The organism is Streptomyces sp. NPDC001415 (assembly GCF_053597395.1).
Window position 1 is genome coordinate 137,191 of the sequence record NZ_JBSFIE010000007.1, and the last position, 19,062, is coordinate 156,252.

Sequence of the window (19,062 nt, forward strand, 5' to 3'; positions counted from 1 at the left end):
GTGGGCATCCATACTCCACAGCTTGTGGACGAATCCTCTGTCCACAGCCTGTGGGTTCAGTTGTCCACCGGCGGCCCACAGGTCTTGATCCGTTGTCCCCAGCTTCTCCACACCCCTGTCCACTGTTCGGCAACGAAACACCCGGGATCACCGGGCCGAGTGAAAGCCGTCACACGAAGGGGACGGGTTGGCCTGTGGGGAACCGGGGTAAAGCTGGGGACAGCGTTGGGGAGAACTACCCCTGTCCTGTGCACGGGATGTGCAGAACTTTCGGGCGTCCACAGAAACCCCTAGTTGTCCACCGGCTCCACCCACAGGGGCGGTGGACAAAAAAGCGGGCGTGACCTGCGCAAACGGGGTTATCCACGGTTTCCACAGGCCCTACTACTACTCCCACTCAGAGTTAGCTAGGAATCCGTTTCGAAGTGGGGCCTGTGCACAACTCGGCGCCGGAGCTCCCGACGCCGCTCGACGCGACTTGACCCCGACGCGCACCGACTGTCAGCGGCGTACGTCAGACTGGTCCCCGGCGATACAGCCGACGACGAAAGCCAGCAGGGCGAGCCAGCAACAGCAGGAGGCGGTTCCGGTGAAGATCCGGGTGGAGCGCGATGTACTCGCGGAGGCGGTGGCCTGGGTGGCCCGCAGCCTCCCGGCCCGTCCGCCCGCGCCCGTACTCGCGGGCCTTCTTCTGAAGGCGGAGAACGGCGCGCTCAGCTTCTCCAGCTTCGACTACGAGGTCTCGGCGCGGGTCTCGGTCGACGCGGAGGTCGACGAGGACGGCACGGTGCTCGTCTCCGGCCGCCTCCTCGCCGACATCTGCCGCGCCCTGCCCAACCGGCCGGTGGAGATTTCCACAGACGGTGTACGGGCGACCGTGGTCTGCGGCTCCTCGCGATTCACACTCCACACCCTTCCTGTGGAGGAGTACCCGGCGCTGCCGCAGATGCCCACCGCCACGGGCACCGTTCCCGGTGAGGTCTTCGCCTCCGCCGCCGCCCAGGTCGCCATCGCGGCCGGCCGCGACGACACGCTGCCCGTCCTGACCGGTGTGCGCATCGAGATCGAGGGCGACACGGTCACCCTGGCCTCCACCGACCGCTACCGCTTCGCGGTCCGCGAGTTCCTGTGGAAGCCGGAGAACCCGGATGCCTCCGCGGTCGCCCTGGTGCCCGCCAAGACGCTCCTGGACACCGCCAAGGCGCTCACGAGCGGCGACACGGTCACCCTGGCGCTGTCGGGCTCCGGTGCCGGTGAGGGCCTGATCGGTTTCGAGGGCGCCGGCCGTCGCACGACCACACGTCTTCTCGAAGGCGACCTGCCGAAGTACCGGACTCTTTTCCCCACCGAGTTCAACTCGGTCGCGGTGATCGAGACCGCCCCGTTCGTCGAGGCCGTCAAGCGCGTGTCCCTGGTGGCCGAGCGCAACACCCCGGTGCGGCTCAGCTTCGAGCAGGGTGTCCTCATCCTGGAGGCCGGTTCCAGCGACGACGCACAGGCTGTGGAAAGGGTCGACGCCAACCTGGAGGGCGACGACATCTCGATCGCCTTCAACCCGACCTTCCTGCTCGACGGCCTGAGCGCCATCGACTCGCCGGTCGCCCAGCTCGCCTTCACCACCTCGACCAAGCCGGCGCTGCTCAGCGGCAAGCCCGCGCTGGACGCCGAGGCGGACGACGCGTACAAGTACCTGATCATGCCGGTGCGCCTGTCCGGCTGAGTGGCTTGAAGACGTACGCCCCGGGCCTCCCGGGGCGTACGTCTGAGCGGCTGACCCCGCAGGTGTGTACCAAGGCCCCGGCGTAGGCTCGGACGCGGGTACGAAAACGCCACAACGTCAAAGGATCATGTGATGGAGCTCGGTCTCGTCGGCCTCGGCAAGATGGGCGGCAACATGCGCGAGCGCATCCGCCGCGCAGGCCACACCGTCATCGGTTACGACCGCAACCCGGACGTCGCCGATGTCCACAGCCTCAAGGAGCTTGTGGACAGTCTCAAGGGCCCGCGGGTCGTGTGGGTGATGGTCCCGGCGGGCGCGGCGACGCAGTCCACCGTGGACGAGCTCGCCGAGCTCCTGTCGCCCGGCGACATCGTCGTGGACGGCGGCAACTCGCGCTGGACGGACGACGAGAAGCACGCCGTCGAGCTGGGCATCAAGGGCATCGGCTTCGTCGACTGCGGTGTCTCCGGCGGCGTCTGGGGCCTTGAGAACGGCTACGCGCTCATGTATGGCGGCGACGCCGAGAACATCGCGAAGGTCCAGCCGATCTTCGACGCGCTGAAGCCCGAGGGCGACTTCGGCGCGGTGCACGCGGGCAAGGTCGGCGCCGGCCACTTCTCGAAGATGGTCCACAACGGCATCGAGTACGCCATGATGCAGGCCTACGCCGAGGGCTGGGAGCTCCTGGAGAAGGTCGACTCGGTCACCGATGTGCGCGAGGTCTTCCGCAGCTGGCAGGAGGGCACGGTCATCCGTTCCTGGCTGCTGGACCTGGCGGTCAACGCGCTGGACGACGACGAGCACCTCGACAAGCTGAAGGGCTTCGCGCAGGACTCCGGCGAGGGCCGGTGGACCGTGGAGGCCGCCATCGACAACGCCGTGCCGCTGCCCGCGATCACCGCTTCGCTGTTCGCGCGCTTCGCGTCCCGGCAGGACGACTCCCCGCAGATGAAGATGATCGCCGCGCTGCGCAACCAGTTCGGCGGCCACGCGGTCGAGTCCAAGTAGCAGCGACAGCAGTAGTAGGTAAGCCGGGGGAGGTCGGCGACACCATGCACGTCACGCATCTCTCGCTGGCCGACTTCCGCTCGTACGCCCGGGTCGAGGTTCCGCTCGACCCGGGCGTCACCGCTTTCGTGGGGGCGAACGGGCAGGGCAAGACCAACCTCGTCGAGGCCGTGGGCTATCTCGCCTCGCTCGGCAGCCACCGCGTCTCCTCGGACGCGCCGCTGGTCCGCATGGGCGCCGAGCGCGCCGTCATTCGCGCGGCCGTCACCCAGGGCGAGCGCTCCCAGCTGATCGAGCTCGAACTGAACCCGGGCCGCGCCAACCGGGCCCGTATCAACAGGTCCTCGCAGGTCAGACCCCGTGACGTGCTGGGGATCGTGCGGACCGTGCTGTTCGCGCCGGAGGATCTGGCGCTGGTCAAGGGCGACCCCGGAGAGCGGCGCCGGTTCCTCGACGAGCTGATCACCGCGCGCTCGCCCCGCATGGCGGCCGTACGGTCCGACTACGACCGGGTGCTCAAGCAGCGCAACACCCTCCTGAAGTCCGCCGCGATGGCCCGTCGGCACGGCGGCCGTGGCATGGACCTGTCCACCCTCGACGTGTGGGACCAGCACCTGGCCCAGGCCGGTGCCGAACTCCTCGCCCAGCGCCTCGACCTGATCGCCGCGCTGCAGCCCCTCGCGGACAAGGCGTACGAGCAACTCGCCCCGGGCGGCGGCCCGTTGGCCCTGGAGTACAAGCCGTCCGCGCCCGGCGACGGGCACACCCGCGAGGAGCTGTACGGCCAGCTCATCGCGGCCTTCGCGGACGTACGCAAGCAGGAGATCGAGCGCGGTGTGACGCTGGCGGGGCCGCACCGCGACGATCTGGTGCTGCGCCTGGGCGAGCTGCCGGCGAAGGGGTACGCGAGCCACGGCGAGTCCTGGTCGTACGCGCTGGCCCTGCGGCTCGCCTCGTACGACCTGCTGAGGGCCGAGGGCAACGAGCCGGTGCTCGTGCTCGACGACGTGTTCGCGGAGCTGGACGCCAAGCGCCGCGAGCGGCTCGCGGAACTGGTCGCGCCGGGCGAGCAGGTCCTGGTGACGGCCGCGGTGGACGACGACGTTCCGGGGATCCTCGCGGGAGTCCGGTACGAGGTCGCGGCGGGCGAGGTGACGCGGGTATGAGCGAGGAATCCGGACCGGCCGAGCAGCCGAAGGTGCCCGAGGCCTCCGGCATCGACCTGGCACGGGTCGCGCTGCGCGCGGCCAAGGAGCAGGCCAGGGCGCGGGGCGAGGCCGCTCAGCAGAAGAAGCAGGCCCGGCGGGGCGGCGGGCTGCGCTCGGGCGCCCGAGCGGACGGGCGCGACCCGCTGCCGCTCGGCTCCGCGATCAGCCGGCTGATCAGGGAGAGCGGCTGGGAGACGCCGACCGCGGTGGCCGGAGTGCTCGGCCGCTGGCCGGAGATCGTCGGCGAGGAGCTCGCCAAGCACACGGAACCCGGCCCGCACGACGCCGAGGAGGGGATCCTCGTGGTGCGCTGCGACTCGACGTCCTGGGCGACCCAGCTGCGGCTGCTCGCGCCCCAGCTGGTGGCGCGCATCAACGCTGACCTGGGCCACGGCACGGTCCGGCTGATCAAGGTGTACGGCCCGAGCGGGCCGCCGCAGCGCTACGGCAAGCTGCGCGCACCCGGGAGCACCGGGCCCGGCGACACCTACGGGTGAGACGCCTCGCCGTGCCCCAGGGCGAGCCGGGCGGACGGCCCTTGTCGCGCTCACTTCTTCCAGGAAGTTCCGGGAAGGCGCCACTTCTTAAGAAGGCGCCGCGCCCGCCTCTGTAAGAAGGGCGTCGTCCGCGCTCGTCGAGCGTGTCCCACCGCTCTCTCTCGCACCCCCTGTGACGTGCGAAAACGGGGTGCAAGAGGGCCCTGGAACCCCGTGGGGAGCATGAGGCGTCCCTCACGGTAGTCGGAGGTTGACAGGCCGAAGCGCTGAATGCCCGTGTGAGGCTCTTGGGGCCCCTCCCCGAATATGGGGAGTCGGTAGGCGCCCGCCCAGGGCGGCACATGCGGACTCAGGTACCGGCAAACCCCCATTCATGTCGGCGCTACCGGTAGACTGGTCAATAATCCCGCCGTCCTCGCGGGACCCACCGAAAGACGCGGTCGGACGCTTGCCCCCACGGCGACGTCCGACGCTGACCATCGCTGAACGACGCAGCCGCTCCTGCCTGTACAGGGGAAGGCTTGTGCTGTGCCAGAAAGGGCGCTTCGTGGCCGATTCCGGCAACCCCAACGAGAACTCCCCGTCCACTGCCGTCGGCGAGAACGGCGAGGTCACCGCCTCGTACGACGCCAGCGCGATTACCGTCCTCGAAGGTCTGGACGCGGTCCGCAAGCGACCCGGCATGTACATCGGCTCGACCGGTGAGCGGGGTCTGCACCACCTGGTGTACGAGGTCGTCGACAACTCGGTCGACGAGGCGCTGGCCGGTCACGCGGACAGGATCGACGTCACGATCCTGCCCGACGGCGGCGTGCGCGTCATCGACAACGGCCGTGGCATCCCCGTGGGCATCATCCCCTCCGAGGGGAAGCCGGCCGTCGAGGTCGTACTGACCGTGCTCCACGCAGGTGGCAAGTTCGGCGGGGGCGGGTACGCCGTCTCCGGTGGTCTGCACGGTGTGGGCGTCTCCGTGGTGAACGCCCTGTCGACGAAGGTCGCCGTCGAGATCAAGACCGACGGCTACCGCTGGACGCAGGACTACAAGGCGGGCGTGCCGACGGCGCAGCTCGCCCAGCACGAGGCCACCGAGGAGACCGGCACCTCGGTCACCTTCTGGGCCGACGGCGACATCTTCGAGACCACCGAGTACTCCTTCGAGACGCTGTCGCGGCGCTTCCAGGAGATGGCCTTCCTCAACAAGGGCCTGACCCTGACGCTCACCGACGAGCGCGAGTCGGCGAAGGCCGTCTCGGGCGCCGACTCCGCCGACGAGGCGGAGGACCACCAGCCGCTGTCGGTGAAGTACTTCTACGAGGGCGGCATCGTCGACTTCGTGAAGTACCTCAACTCGCGCAAGGGCGAGCTGATCCACCCGACCGTGATCGACATCGAGGCCGAGGACAAGGAGCGACTCCTCTCGGCCGAGATCGCGATGCAGTGGAACTCTCAGTACAGCGAGGGCGTTTACTCCTTTGCGAACACCATCCACACGCATGAGGGGGGTACGCATGAGGAGGGATTCCGCGCCGCGCTCACGGGCCTGGTCAACCGCTACGCGCGTGACAAGAAGCTGCTGCGCGAGAAGGACGACAACCTCTCGGGCGAGGATATCCGCGAGGGTCTGACGGCGATCATCTCCGTCAAGCTGGGCGAGCCCCAGTTCGAGGGTCAGACCAAGACCAAGCTGGGCAACACCGAGGCGAAGACGTTCGTCCAGAAGGTGGTGCACGAGCACCTCACCGACTGGTTCGACCGCAACCCCGTCGAGGCCGCGGACATCATCCGCAAGTCCATCCAGGCGCAGACGGCCCGCGTCGCCGCCCGCAAGGCGCGTGACCTGACCCGCCGCAAGGGGCTGCTCGAATCGGCGTCGCTGCCCGGCAAGCTCTCGGACTGCCAGTCCAACGACCCCACCAAGTGCGAGATCTTCATCGTCGAGGGTGACTCCGCCGGTGGTTCGGCGAAGTCCGGCCGCAACCCGATGTACCAGGCGATCCTGCCCATCCGAGGCAAGATCCTGAACGTCGAGAAGGCGCGGATCGACAAGATCCTGCAGAACACCGAGGTCCAGGCGCTGATCTCGGCGTTCGGTACCGGGGTCCACGAGGACTTCGACATCGAGAAGCTCCGCTATCACAAGATCATCCTGATGGCGGACGCCGACGTCGACGGCCAGCACATCAACACCCTGCTGCTGACCTTCCTGTTCCGCTTCATGCGGCCGCTGGTCGAGGCCGGGCACGTCTACCTGTCGCGTCCGCCGCTCTACAAGATCAAGTGGGGCCGGGACGACTTCGAGTACGCGTACTCGGACCGGGAGCGCGACGCGCTCACCGAGCTCGGCAAGCAGAACGGCAAGCGGATCCGCGAGGACTCGATCCAGCGCTTCAAGGGTCTCGGTGAGATGAACGCCGAGGAACTGCGCGTCACCACGATGGACACCGAGCACCGGGTGCTCGGCCAGGTCACCCTGGACGACGCGGCCCAGGCCGACGACCTGTTCTCGGTGCTGATGGGCGAGGACGTCGAGGCACGCCGCTCGTTCATCCAGCGCAACGCGCGGGACGTCCGCTTCCTCGACATCTGACTCGGTCTGTCGCTGACCGCTTCGAAAGGACTTGAGAACCAGCAATGGCCGACGAGAACACTCCTACGACCACTGAAGCCACCGAGGAAGGCCCTGTTCTGCGCATCGAGCCCGTCGGGCTCGAAACGGAGATGCAGCGCTCCTACCTCGACTACGCGATGTCCGTCATCGTGTCGCGCGCGCTGCCGGACGTACGGGACGGCCTGAAGCCCGTACACCGCCGCGTCCTGTACGCCATGTACGACGGCGGGTACCGGCCCGAGAAGGGCTTCTACAAGTGTGCCCGCGTCGTCGGTGACGTCATGGGTACTTACCACCCGCACGGCGACTCCTCGATCTACGACGCCCTCGTGCGCCTCGCCCAGCACTGGTCGATGCGCATGCCGCTCGTGGACTCCAACGGCAACTTCGGTTCCCCGGGCAACGACCCGGCCGCCGCCATGCGGTACACCGAGTGCAAGCTGATGCCGCTGGCCATGGAGATGGTCCGCGACATCGACGAGGAGACCGTCGACTTCACGGACAACTACGACGGCCGCAACCAGGAGCCGACGGTCCTGCCGGCGCGCTTCCCCAACCTCCTGGTCAACGGCTCGGCCGGCATCGCGGTGGGCATGGCCACCAACATCCCGCCGCACAACCTGCGCGAGGTCGCCGAGGGCGCCCAGTGGTACCTGGCGAACCCGGAGGCCTCCCACGAGGAGCTCCTGGACGCGCTGATGGAGCGCATCAAGGGCCCCGACTTCCCGACCGGCGCGCTGGTCGTGGGCCGCAAGGGCATCGAGGAGGCGTACCGCACCGGGCGCGGCTCCATCACGATGCGGGCGGTCGTCGCGGTCGAGGAGATCCAGAACCGCCAGTGCCTGGTGGTCACGGAACTTCCGTACCAGACCAACCCGGACAACCTGGCGCAGAAGATCGCCGACCTGGTCAAGGACGGCAAGGTCGGCGGCATCGCGGACGTCCGCGACGAGACGTCCTCGCGCACCGGCCAGCGCCTGGTGATCGTCCTGAAGCGGGACGCGGTCGCCAAGGTCGTCCTGAACAACCTGTACAAGCACACCGACCTGCAGACCAACTTCGGCGCCAACATGCTGGCGCTGGTCGACGGCGTGCCGCGCACCCTCTCGATCGACGCGTTCATCCGCCACTGGGTGACGCACCAGATCGAGGTCATCGTCCGGCGTACGAAGTTCCGGCTGCGCAAGGCCGAGGAGCGGGCCCACATCCTGCGCGGCCTGCTCAAGGCGCTCGACGCGATCGACGAGGTCATCGCGCTGATCCGGCGCAGCGACACCGTCGACGTCGCGCGCGAGGGCCTGATGGGCCTGCTCTCCATCGACGAGATCCAGGCCAACGCCATCCTTGAGATGCAGCTGCGCCGCCTCGCCGCCCTGGAGCGCCAGAAGATCGTCGCCGAGCACGACGAGCTCCAGGCGAAGATCAACGAGTACAACGCGATCCTCGCCTCGCCCGAGAAGCAGCGCGCGATCGTCAGCGAGGAACTGGCCGCGATCGTCGACAAGTTCGGCGACGACCGGCGCTCGGCCCTGGTGCCGTTCGACGGCGACATGTCCATCGAGGACCTGATCGCCGAAGAGGACATCGTCGTCACCATCACCAACGGCGGCTACGTCAAGCGCACCAAGACCGAGGACTACCGCTCGCAGAAGCGCGGCGGCAAGGGCGTTCGGGGCACCAAGCTGAAGCAGGACGACATCGTCGACCACTTCTTCGTGTCCACCACGCACCACTGGCTGCTGTTCTTCACCAACAAGGGCCGCGTCTACCGGGCCAAGGCGTACGAGCTGCCGGACGCCGGACGCGACGCACGCGGCCAGCACGTGGCCAACCTGCTCGCGTTCCAGCCGGACGAGAAGATCGCCCAGATCCTCGCGATCCGCGACTACGACGCGGCGCCCTATCTGATCCTGGCCACCAAGGCCGGCCTGGTGAAGAAGACGCCGCTCAAGGACTACGACTCGCCCCGTTCGGGTGGTGTCATCGCCATCAATCTGCGGGAGACCGCGGACGGCGGCGACGACGAACTGATCGGTGCGGAGCTCGTGTCGGCCGAGGACGATCTGCTGCTCGTCAGCAAGAAGGCGCAGTCCATCCGCTTCACGGCGACGGACGACGCGCTGCGCCCGATGGGCCGCGCCACCTCCGGTGTCAAGGGCATGAGTTTCCGAGAGGGAGACGAACTGCTCTCGATGAATGTCGTCCGGCCCGGTACGTTCGTCTTCACCGCAACCGATGGCGGGTACGCGAAGCGCACTCCCGTCGACGAGTACCGCGTCCAGGGTCGCGGCGGCCTCGGCATCAAGGCCGCCAAGATCGTGGAGGACAGGGGCTCGCTGGTCGGCGCGCTGGTGGTCGAGGAGACGGACGAGATCCTCGCCATCACGCTCGGCGGCGGTGTGATTCGTACGCGAGTCAACGAGGTCAGGGAGACGGGCCGTGACACCATGGGCGTCCAACTGATCAACCTGGGCAAGCGCGATGCCGTGGTCGGCATCGCCCGTAACGCCGAGGCGGGCAGCGAGGCCGAAGAGGTCGACGGGGCCGACGACGCCGAGGGCGCTACTGCCGAGGCTGCTGCCGAGGGCGCCCAGCCCTCGGCCGGGGAGCACGAGGAGTAAAGCGTGAGTGGAGCCACGGGCGCCGGAGCGGCCGCTTCCGGAGCGAACGGTGCCCGTGGCCCTGCCGCGGACTCCCAGGGGGTAACGGTGACGGACACCCGGGGGCCTCAGGGCCGGGCGGACTACGAGGGCGGGGCGCTGCCCGGCGAGCGAGAGAAGCCGGCGGGGGGCCAGCAGCCCTATCACCCGCCGCAGGCGTATCCCGCGCCGCAGCGCACTGCCGAGGGCGTGCGCCGGCCGCGCACCGGGGCGCGTACGGCGCCCAGGACGCGCAAGGCGCGGCTGCGGGTGGCCAAGGCCGACCCGTGGTCGGTGATGAAGGTCAGCTTCCTGCTGTCCATCGCGCTCGGCATCTGCACGGTCATCGCGGCCGCGGTGCTGTGGATGGTCATGGACGCCATGGGCGTGTTCTCCACGGTCGGCGGCACGATCAGCGAGGCCACCGGCTCGAACGACTCCAACGGCTTCGACCTCCAGTCCTTCCTGTCGCTGCCGCGGGTGCTGCTCTTCACGTCGGTCATCGCGGTGATCGACGTGGTGCTCGCCACGGCGCTCGCGACGCTCGGCGCCTTCATCTACAACCTCTCGGCCGGATTCGTGGGCGGTATCGAGCTCACCCTCGCCGAGGACGAGTAGCCGCAGTTCACAGCCGCTCGGCTATCGATTTTGGGACTGGCCGTCCCGTGCGCTAATCTTCAGAGGTCAGCGCGCGGGACATCCCGCAAAGCGCGGCGGGGCTATAGCTCAGTTGGTTAGAGCGCATCCCTGATAAGGATGAGGCCACAGGTTCAAATCCTGTTAGCCCCACAGAAGCAGTACCAGTAGAGAGGGCGTCTCCCCAGGTGGGAGGCGCCCTCTCTTTGTTTTTGGCCCGCGTCTGGTGTTGGTCCGCGTTGGTCTGGCGCGGCATTGCCTGGCTCGGCACCAGATGATCGTCTCCCAGGGGTCTCCCACGTACCCGCCCGCAAGCCCTGTGTGCCTGGGAGGGGCGTCATCGCTGTGTCCCGTGGGTGGGGAGCCGGACGGCAAGGCGAGGACCTCCTCCGCCCGGCCGGCGTCCTTGGACAGCGAAGCCAGTCGCTCTGTCATCCGAACGAGGGGTTTGACAGCGGATCCAGCCGTCCCTGCCCAAGGCCGCCCCGAGTGGGCCGGGATTCGCCAGACGCCTGCCCCGTCGGCGGTCTACTGTGCGGACACGCCGCGCTGCCCACCGCGGCCGTCTGAGGAGGGTTCCTGTGTCATCGTCCTGCGACCCCCGACACGCTCCCGCCGGTGATGTGGGCGCAGCGCTCATGGTGATCGACTCTCGGCTCAAAGGCATCCACGACGGCAGGACCGAGACCGACTCCGAACAGCGGGAGCTCATCAACCAGTTCACCGCGTCGCTGGGCCCCAAGGGAGCCGATGACCTGCTGAACGGCGCGTGCACGCTCATCTTCATGTTCATGAAGTGGCTGCGGGAGGCCCACGAGGCCCAGGGCAAGGACGTCATCGAGTATGTTGTGCCCAGCCTCGTGGCCACGATGCGCATGATGCCCAGGAGCGTCCGCCCCGAGGCCATCCCCACCATGGCCGGTCTGCTCGTCGCCGCCGGCACCGGCCTGAGCCCCAGTCTGTGGCGCAAACAGTACGGCTACTGGACTCCGGAGGAGATGACCCCTCTGGAAGCCACCGCTCTGCTGCTCGCGGAGCACATCAACCGGCTCACCAGCGACCCCGACTTCGCCACCCGCATGGTCACCGAAGCGCTGTCCCGTGCGACCGACGACTGACCGGATCGCATCCTCCACCGAACCCCCAGCGGGACCCTGCCCGGCGTACTCGGCGACTGTGGGGACGTAAAAAAGGCCCGACCGCTGGCGACGGGGGATGCACCAGCGGTCGGGCTGTGGGTAACACTAACAACGCTGCTGGTAGGGCGGGAAGTTGACTACTCGTCTGCAATGACGCTTTGTGACGGGGATCACGGCTGCCCGGTCACTGGTCGCAAGGCGGCGCGTAGGAGAGGCGAGGCAGATTCTCGTGCCACTTCTCCGGTGTCAGGACGCCCCGCGTAGTTGAGCAAATGCGGCTGATTGCCTCGTCGGCGTCCAAGTTCCACAGCCGGACGGTGTCGCTGCCGCTCGACACCCCGAGCATGTGGCTTCTGGGACTGAACGACAGGAAATTTCCCGTCTTGGCGTTGGGGCTCATCGATTGGCCGATCGGCGAGGCCATGGACGGGTGGGCGATGTCCCAGAGCCGGACCGTGTTGTCGTTGCCGCCGCTCGCCAGGGTGCGGCCGTCCTGGCTGAAGGTCAGGGACACGACCGCTTCGGTGTGGCCGGTGAGCGGGGGTCCCAGCCGGCTCGCCTTGGCCGGGCTGGTGATGTTCCAGAGCCGGACGGTGTCGTCGTCGCTGCCGCTGGCCAGCGTCTTGCTGTCCGGACTGTAGGAGAGCGTGTTGACGGGCCCGAGGTGCCCCGTGAGAGGCGACCCGAGCAGTGCCGCGTGGCGCGGGTCGGCCACGTTCCAGAGCCGGATGGTGTCGTCCGCACTGCCACTGGCGAGAGTTCGGCCGTCCGGGCTGAAGACAAGGGAGTTGACGTAGCCCTTGTGTCCGGTGAGCGGCGTGCCGAGCGGAACATGGTGGGACGGGTTGCTGACGTCCCACAGCTGTATGGTGCGGTCGTCGTAGTCGGTTGCCAGCGTGCGCCCGTCCGGACTGAAGGCCAGCGAATCGGCTCCCGAGAATCGGGTCCGCAACGCGATGGGTGGCCCGTAGGGGACGGGCCGAGTCGGGTCGGAGACGTTCCACAGCCGCACCGACTGGTTTCCCATCAGCACCGCGAGCGTGTGGCCGTCGGGGGAGAACACCAGCGAACGCGCGTCACCCTCCCCGGGCGTGAACGGTTTGCCCAGCGACACAGGCCGGCCAGGAGCATCCACGTTCCACAGGCGAACCCTGTCGTCGCGCGCGGCCGTCGCGAGAACCCGCCCATCCGGGCGGAACGCCCCGACGCGGCCGATCATGTCCGACGCCGGTATCGACCACAGACGGACCTTGCTGTCACCACTTCCCGTGGCGAGGGTCCGGCCGTCGGGGCTGAAGGCCAAGGCGTACATCTCGCCGCTGCTCCCCGCGAGAGGCTCGCCGACCTGCGACGGGTAGGCCGGATCGCTGACGTTCCACAGGCTCGCCGTGCTGTCCGCGCTGCCGGCGCCGAGCATGGACCCGTCAGGGCTGAAGGCCACGGACCAGATGGGACCGGTGTGGCCGGTGAGCGGCGAACCGATCAGCGCCGCGTGACGTGGGTCGGCCACATTCCAGAGCCGGACGGTGTCGTCCTTGCCCCCGGTGGCGAGAGTGTGGCCGTCGGGGCTGAAGGCCACGGAGTGCACCGTGCTCATGTGGCCGGTCAGGACCGTGTCGAACTGCACCGGATGATCCGGATCGGTCATGTCCCACAGCCTGATGGAGCCGTTGTCGCCACCCGCTGCCAGCGTCCGTCCGTCGGGGCTGAACGCCACGCAACGTACGGCGGCGGTGTGGCCCGTCAGGACGCCACGCTCCTTTGGCCGACTGGGGTTGGCCACGTCCCACAGGCGAACGATGTGATCTTCCGTGGCGCCGGCAAGAGTGCGTCCGTCCGGGCTGAACACCAGGAGGTAGATCGTGCCGTCATGACCGGTCAAAGGCGCACCGAGCGGTTGCGGGTGGCTGGGATCCCGTACGTCCCACAGCCGCACCGTGCCATCGTCCGAAGCGCTGGCGAGGGTGTGGCCGTCCGGGCTGAAGACGGCGCTGCTCACCCAACTCGTGTGGCCGGTGAGAGGTTGCCCCATTTGCTGGGGGCGAGCCGGGTCCGCCACGTCCCACAGCCGAACGGTCCGGTCGTAGCTGGCGGTGGCCAGGATCCGTCCGCTCGGGCTGAAGGAGGTGAGGTAGACGGCGCCGGTGTGGCCGAGGAGCGGCGTGGCCAGGGGGGCGTTCACTATCGAGATCAGCCGGTTGTTCGCGCCCTCGTCGTCCGGCCGCAAGTTGTGTGCCACCAGGGCGAGCTGAGCCGACAGCGACGGGTCCGTGTGCTGGACCCGATCAGCTTCCGCGACGACCTGCTCGAACACGGCGTCGTCCCGCTGCTGCCATGCGACCACCGCCGCACCGACAGCCAGCATCGCCAGGACGACAAGAGCCGAAATCGCACTGCGCATGATCCAGACCGTGCGCTTGCGCAGCTTGACCGAAGCGGCCAGGAACTCCACCGCGGCCCGAGTCAGAAAGGTGTCGCCGGCAGACTTTGCCCAGGCGCGGGCCTGTTCCAGACGGGAACCCCGGTAGAGCAGAGACGCGTCACGGCTCGATTCCTCCCAGGCCCTGCCGTCCTCCTCCAGCCGCTGGCGCAGCAGGTTGCCGGCCCTGTCCTCGTCGATCCAGTCACGCAGGCGCGGCCAGGCGTGGAGCAGCGCTTCATGGGTGATCTCCACGGTCTCGGCGTCGAGCGTCACCAATCGGGCGCGAACCAGTGCCTCAAGCGATTCCTCCGTCTTGTTGGAGTCCGTTGACTCCTCCGCCAGCTGGCGACGTGTCCCCCGCCTACGTGTGGCCTGGGTGTCTTCGCCCAGCCTGACCAGCCTGAGGAGGAGCAGCCTTGCGGCTGTGCGTGCTGCCGGGTCGAGGTCCGACCAGGCACGCTCGGCGGTCGCCGCTACCGCTCCTTGGATTCCGCCCGCCGCGCGGTAGCCGGCCAGCGTCAGCTTTCCTCCCTTCCGCCGTTGCCAGGTGGCGAGCAGGGCGTGGGAGAGGAGCGGCAGCGCACCCGCGTTCTGTGCCCCCTGGGGGCCGTCGATGGTCACTTCCCGGACGATCAGCTCCGTCAGTCCGGGTTCGAGTTCCATGCCCACGGCTTTGGCCGGGCCGGTCACCGCTTCACGCAACTCCGCGGTGGTCAGGGGGCCGAGCACCATGTGCCGGTGCTGCAGCGCATCGGCGAGTTCCGGATGGGCGAGGCATTGCTCGTAGAAGTCGGCGCGTATGCCGAGGACGACCAGCACGGGGGCTGGGGCACCGGAGTCGCCGGGCGTGCAGGCCGCATGGAGGAGCTGGATGAATTGGCGCTTGTTCGCCTCGTCAGAGCAGAGAGTGAACGCTTCCTCGAACTGGTCCACGATGATCACTGGAGGAGCGGCGGAAGATGTCCGGCGTTGGGCCCAGGCTGAAACGGCCTGCCGCACCGCATGCCCGAATTGCGGCGTGCTGGGCGCCTCGCCGCCTGGTTCCTTCACGGCGGAGACGACGGCTGCGAGCTCGGGGATCCGGTGGGCCAGCTCCCCGACAGGATCGGCTCCGGGTACGAGTTGAAGTACCTTCCGCGCCTGACCGTTCTCGCCGCTCAGAGTGCCGTCCTGCAGTGTGGGCACCAAGCCGGCGTTCAGCAGGGACGATTTTCCTGCCCCTGAGGCGCCCACGAGCATGACCAGGCCACCCGTCTTCTCCACCGCGCGGAGCTGAGCGACGAGGGCGTCCGTGCTCCGCTCTCGGCCGAAGAACCAGCGGGCGTCCTGCTGACGGTACGAAGCCAGGCCTCGGTAGGGGCACACGCCACCAGGGACGGCCGGGGCTTCGGCCGGCGGCCGTTCCTTCTCTTCCGCGGACGGCGCGGGGCGGTCGCCGATCGGGTCGGCAACCGCGCGCTCCCACAGCCGCTGCCAGTGAGCCAGGTCGTACAGACCCGGGGACACAGGGGCAGGCCGCGAGCGCCGCGCTTCGGGTATCAGGATGTGCAGCACCACTGCGAGGGCGGCGAACTGGGCGGGCACGTTCTTGGCCCGTCGCCAGTCGCTGATCCGCTGGGCGGATACCCGCACCGGACGCCCTCGCTCGTCGATCCGCTGGAGTCGGACGACTCCCTCAGCGACGCGCTTGAGGGGAGGGGCGCCGGCTTCCTGGTACAGCAGCGCGAGACGTTCCGCGAAAGCCGTGCGTGCCCCTGAGCCTGAACTCAAGGTCTCCTCCACCTCTCACTAGCCCCCGCGGCTGGCACAAGCATCCGGACCGGAAAACTCACCCTATAGGGCTGACCTGCGGCTATGCCGCTAGCGCGGTGTCCGGACCTCCTCGCGCGAAGCCGTACCTGGCAGGATCTCGCCGTAGCAGGGCAGCAACAGGGCGTAACCCGGTCAGGCCACCAGCTCAGTGCTCGGAGAGGTCAATCATGACGTCGCGTGTTCTCGGTCAACTTACGTCGGAGTAACGAGATGGCGGCGACGGTCTCCTCGTGTGGGTTGAGGGTCCAGAGAGATAGTCCATGCGGACCGCAGTGGTGTTGACCACGGGTCCGGCCTCTTCTTGATCCGTGCCGCACTGGCGCGGATCGGCGTTGCCCGTGTGGTGGGGCACCGGTCCCCACAGGGGAGGGACCGGCGCCGCAGCACACAGGCGGTAGGAAAGCAGGGCGGCCGACGATGACGCCGGCCGTGGACGACGTGGAAAGAGAAGAGGCCGCTCTCTCAGAGAGCGGCCTCTTCTGCCTTTGTTCTGCCTTTGCCGGCACGAGACCTCGGTCGGGGCGCGTCAGAAGTGCATCATCGCCATCACGTCAGCGCTCCGCGTGCCGGTCGAGACCTCAGGAATCTGCTCCCCCGGGCGTATCCAACCGGCAGCCTCGGCGGCTGCGACGGCGGCTTTCTCGGCCGCGTCCGCCTCGGCGTTCAGGGTCTCGTTCTCGCCCAGGGCCCCCGCTACCGAAGCGGCCCCGGCGGCTTGGGCCGCCTTGACGGCAGCTCGGGCGGCTGCCGCGGAAAGCTCACTGCCGTCGTCGTGGAGTTGGCCCATCTGGGCGGCCTGGGAGGCCGCCGCAGCGGCGTTCCTCGCGCAGCGGGAGTCCGCTGCGGGATGGGGTTGGCTTTCGGAGAGAACGGCGAGGGCTTGAGCGGCTACGCGGGCAGCGTGGGTGGCCTTGAAGAGGATCTCTGCCCTTGCTGCCCCATCCGAGCGCTTCTCGTCGGTGCCCACACCCTCGATGTAGCGGAAGACCGCGGCGGCCCGTGAGGCAGCGCTCTGAGCGCGCGCCATGTGGCACGCCCTGAAGGAGTTCGCCGTCTCCTGCTGTTCGGCACCTCCGGCCGGCGTGCCCTCTTCTTGGTCGTGGTTCTGCTCGCTCATTGTCTTCTCCTCGTCGACCAGGACGACAGTGCGCGTGACGGTCTCCGCCGGATGACCACGCCGGAGAGCGGACGATGCCGGGCAGGGTGGCATGCCGGGCACCAACAGACCAGGGATACGTGGCGGCGGATCAGGTACGCGCGGCGATCTGGCCGAGCGTCACGTCATGAGCCGGAGCGAGGAGGCGGGAGCAGGAGATCGCGCTCCGGATGCTGTTTCGCCGGTCATGCTGCCGCCGACGCCGAAGTCATGGCCGGGCGAGGCGCCGCTACAGAAACAACCCCAGCAGCTCATCAACAGACCAGGCCTGCCACCCCAGCCCGAACAGCAAGACGACCGAGATCAGCGCCATCATGAGGTTCTGGCCCAGCTCGGCCACGTCGTGGATCATCAGCACGAGATAGATCAGGTTGAGTACGAGCCCGCCCACGAGGGCGATCGGGGTGAGCAGGCCGAAGACGAGGCCGAGCCCGAGGGCCAGTTCCGCGTATGCGACGACGTACGCCATCAGCCGCGGGCGCGGCTTGACCACCAGGGCGAAGCCGGACTGGACGAGCTGCCAGCGATGCTTCTCGGCGATGCCGGCGGCCCATGCGATGCCACCGCCCTGGAACCAGTCCGCCTTGTCCTTGTGGCGCCAGCTTTCCAGCCACCAGAGGCCGAGGCCGATCCGTAGGACCGCGAGCCATTCGGCTCCGCTGAGCCACATCGTTTGCATCAGGTCACCCCTCCGGGCCGCTGAACTGACGGCACGTCAGTTCAGCGGATGCGTCCCGATCCCGCAAGAGCCAAGTTCGGTGCTGCCGCTTGCCGTTGGGTCCGTCGCGCCCATACGCTGAATCTGATGGACCGTCAGAAACGGTCGCGGACCGGCAGGCAGTAGGGGGCAATCGCGTGGTCATCAACGAAGCCAGCTCCAAGGAACTCCCCCGGGTCATCAGCGTGGATGACCATGTGATCGAGCCCGCGCACCTCTTCGAGCGATGGCTTCCGAGCAAGTACCGGGACCGAGGCCCGAAGCCCTTCACCGCGGGCATCGGCGAGCTGGCGTACGTCGGCGGGAAGTACAGGTTCACGACCGATCCGGAGGGCCAGATCACCGACTGGTGGGAGTACGAGGGCGCGATCTTCCCGTACAAGCGCATCATCGCGGCCGTCGGCTTCTCCCGCGACGAGATGACGCTTGACGGCATCACACGCGAGCAGATGCGCCGAGGCTGCTGGGACCCGAAGGCCCGCCTGGAGGACATGGACCTGAACCACGTCGAGGCCTCGCTCTGCTTCCCGACCTTCCCCCGCTTCTGCGGGCAGACCTTCGCCGAGGCCAAGGACAAGGAGGTCGGGCTCGCCTGCGTGCGCGCGTACAACGACTGGATGGTGGAGGAGTGGTGCGGCGACAGCGGGGGCCGGCTGATTCCGCTGTGCCTCATCCCCTTGTGGGACATCGATCTCGCTGTCGCGGAGATCAGGCGCAACGCTGCTCGCGGGGTCCGTGCGGTGACCTTCTCCGAGATCCCGACGTACCTTGGCCTCCCGTCCATCCACTCCGGCTACTGGGATCCGTTCTTCGCGGCCTGTGAGGAGACGGGGACCGTGGTGAATATGCACATCGGCTCGTCGTCGCAGATGCCCGCAGCGTCACCCGATGCTCCCCCGGCGGTTCAAGCCGCGCTCAGCTTCAACAACGCCATGGCGTCGATGATGGACTTCCTCTTCTCCGGGGTCCTGGTGAAGTTCCCGCGACTGAAGCTGGCCTACAGCGAGGGTCAGATGGGGTGGATCCCGTACGCCTTGGAGCGAGCGGACGACGTATGGGAGGAGCACCGGGCTTGGGGCGGCGTGAAGGACCTGATCCCGGAACCGCCGTCCTCGTACTACTACCGGCAGATCTTCTGCTGCTTCTTCCGCGACAGGCACGGCATCGAGGCCATCGAGACCGTGGGCGTGAACAACGCGACCTTTGAGACGGACTACCCGCATGTCGACTCGACTTGGCCGAACACGAAGCAGGTGGCGGCCGAGCACATGGCCGGACTTCCTGATGACGTCGCTTATAAATTGCTGAGGGGGAACGCCATCCGAATGTTGAGTCTCCCCTTCGATCAAGGTCGCTCGGATCTTGTGCGGCTCTAAACTGCTCGGGCGGGGCCCGAGCTCCCCTTCCCGCTTGTCATCGCCAGGACAGGAGCTCGACCGCGAGTGAACACGGCCCTGGAACGTACCGCCGCCGGTGTTCTGGTTACGGTGACTCGTAAT

Annotated in this window: 12 protein-coding genes and 1 tRNA gene; 10 read left to right on the forward strand and 3 right to left on the reverse strand. The window is 68.1% G+C overall.

Annotated elements, in window-relative coordinates; all coding sequences use genetic code 11:
• Positions 1–589 precede the first annotated feature (589 nt).
• The 9 genes from dnaN (at position 590) to ACWC2B_RS11910 (ending at position 11,434) form a co-directional block, all read left to right on the forward strand.
• Positions 590–1,720 (forward strand): DNA polymerase III subunit beta, encoded by a 1,131-nt coding sequence (dnaN, locus tag ACWC2B_RS11870; protein WP_450716324.1) that lies wholly within the window; start codon positions 590–592, stop codon positions 1,718–1,720.
• A gap of 132 nt (positions 1,721–1,852) precedes the next feature.
• Complete coding sequence (gnd, locus tag ACWC2B_RS11875) at positions 1,853–2,728, forward strand: phosphogluconate dehydrogenase (NAD(+)-dependent, decarboxylating) (RefSeq protein ID WP_450716325.1); 876 nt, start codon at positions 1,853–1,855, stop codon at positions 2,726–2,728.
• A gap of 44 nt (positions 2,729–2,772) precedes the next feature.
• Positions 2,773–3,894, forward strand: a complete 1,122-nt coding sequence (gene recF / locus ACWC2B_RS11880) for a DNA replication/repair protein RecF (protein WP_450716326.1) — start codon at positions 2,773–2,775, stop codon at positions 3,892–3,894.
• Positions 3,891–4,433, forward strand: a complete 543-nt coding sequence (locus tag ACWC2B_RS11885; RefSeq protein WP_450716327.1) for a DUF721 domain-containing protein — start codon at positions 3,891–3,893, stop codon at positions 4,431–4,433. The genes recF and ACWC2B_RS11885 overlap by 4 nt, the downstream gene beginning before the upstream one ends.
• Positions 4,434–4,956: 523 nt before the next feature.
• Positions 4,957–7,020 (forward strand): DNA topoisomerase (ATP-hydrolyzing) subunit B, encoded by a 2,064-nt coding sequence (gene gyrB, locus ACWC2B_RS11890; protein WP_450716328.1) that lies wholly within the window; start codon positions 4,957–4,959, stop codon positions 7,018–7,020.
• A gap of 44 nt (positions 7,021–7,064) precedes the next feature.
• Complete coding sequence (gyrA, locus tag ACWC2B_RS11895) at positions 7,065–9,662, forward strand: DNA gyrase subunit A (RefSeq protein ID WP_450716329.1); 2,598 nt, start codon at positions 7,065–7,067, stop codon at positions 9,660–9,662.
• Between the two features lie 87 nt (positions 9,663–9,749).
• Positions 9,750–10,298 (forward strand): DUF3566 domain-containing protein, encoded by a 549-nt coding sequence (locus tag ACWC2B_RS11900; protein ID WP_450716330.1) that lies wholly within the window; start codon positions 9,750–9,752, stop codon positions 10,296–10,298.
• Between the two features lie 97 nt (positions 10,299–10,395).
• Positions 10,396–10,469 (forward strand) — tRNA-Ile (locus ACWC2B_RS11905).
• A gap of 428 nt (positions 10,470–10,897) precedes the next feature.
• Positions 10,898–11,434 carry a hypothetical protein gene (locus tag ACWC2B_RS11910; protein ID WP_450716331.1) on the forward strand — a complete coding sequence of 179 codons (537 nt, stop codon included), beginning with the start codon at positions 10,898–10,900 and terminating at the stop codon, positions 11,432–11,434.
• Positions 11,435–11,639: 205 nt separating this feature from the next.
• Here the strand turns inward: ACWC2B_RS11910 and ACWC2B_RS11915 are convergent, their stop codons facing one another.
• The 3 genes from ACWC2B_RS11915 to ACWC2B_RS11925 all read right to left on the reverse strand — a co-directional run bounded on the left by ACWC2B_RS11915 (position 11,640) and on the right by ACWC2B_RS11925 (position 17,524).
• Positions 11,640–15,647, reverse strand: a complete 4,008-nt coding sequence (locus ACWC2B_RS11915; RefSeq protein WP_450716332.1) for an nSTAND1 domain-containing NTPase — start codon at positions 15,645–15,647, stop codon at positions 11,640–11,642.
• Between the two features lie 568 nt (positions 15,648–16,215).
• A complete protein-coding gene (locus tag ACWC2B_RS11920; RefSeq protein WP_450716333.1) occupies positions 16,216–16,806 on the reverse strand; it encodes a hypothetical protein in 591 nt (196 codons plus the stop codon).
• Between the two features lie 268 nt (positions 16,807–17,074).
• Positions 17,075–17,524 (reverse strand): DoxX family protein, encoded by a 450-nt coding sequence (locus ACWC2B_RS11925; protein WP_450716334.1) that lies wholly within the window; start codon positions 17,522–17,524, stop codon positions 17,075–17,077.
• A 176-nt stretch (positions 17,525–17,700) separates the two neighbouring features.
• On the opposite strand from ACWC2B_RS11925, the gene ACWC2B_RS11930 reads away from it, so the two are divergent.
• On the forward strand, positions 17,701–18,939 hold the full coding sequence (locus ACWC2B_RS11930; protein ID WP_450716335.1) for an amidohydrolase family protein: 1,239 nt from the start codon (positions 17,701–17,703) through the stop codon (positions 18,937–18,939).
• The last annotated feature ends 123 nt before the right edge of the window (positions 18,940–19,062 follow it).

Bases quoted from the DNA above. Each gene is read 5' to 3' on its own strand.
- recF (WP_450716326.1), top strand. From the start codon at position 2,773: ATGCACGTCACGCATCTCTCGCTGGCCGACTTCCGCTCGTACGCCCGG.
- gyrA (WP_450716329.1), top strand. From the start codon at position 7,065: ATGGCCGACGAGAACACTCCTACGACCACTGAAGCCACCGAGGAAGGC.
- gnd (WP_450716325.1), top strand. From the start codon at position 1,853: ATGGAGCTCGGTCTCGTCGGCCTCGGCAAGATGGGCGGCAACATGCGC.
- ACWC2B_RS11920 (WP_450716333.1), bottom strand. From the start codon at position 16,806: ATGAGCGAGCAGAACCACGACCAAGAAGAGGGCACGCCGGCCGGAGGT.
- ACWC2B_RS11925 (WP_450716334.1), bottom strand. From the start codon at position 17,524: ATGCAAACGATGTGGCTCAGCGGAGCCGAATGGCTCGCGGTCCTACGG.
- ACWC2B_RS11885 (WP_450716327.1), top strand. From the start codon at position 3,891: ATGAGCGAGGAATCCGGACCGGCCGAGCAGCCGAAGGTGCCCGAGGCC.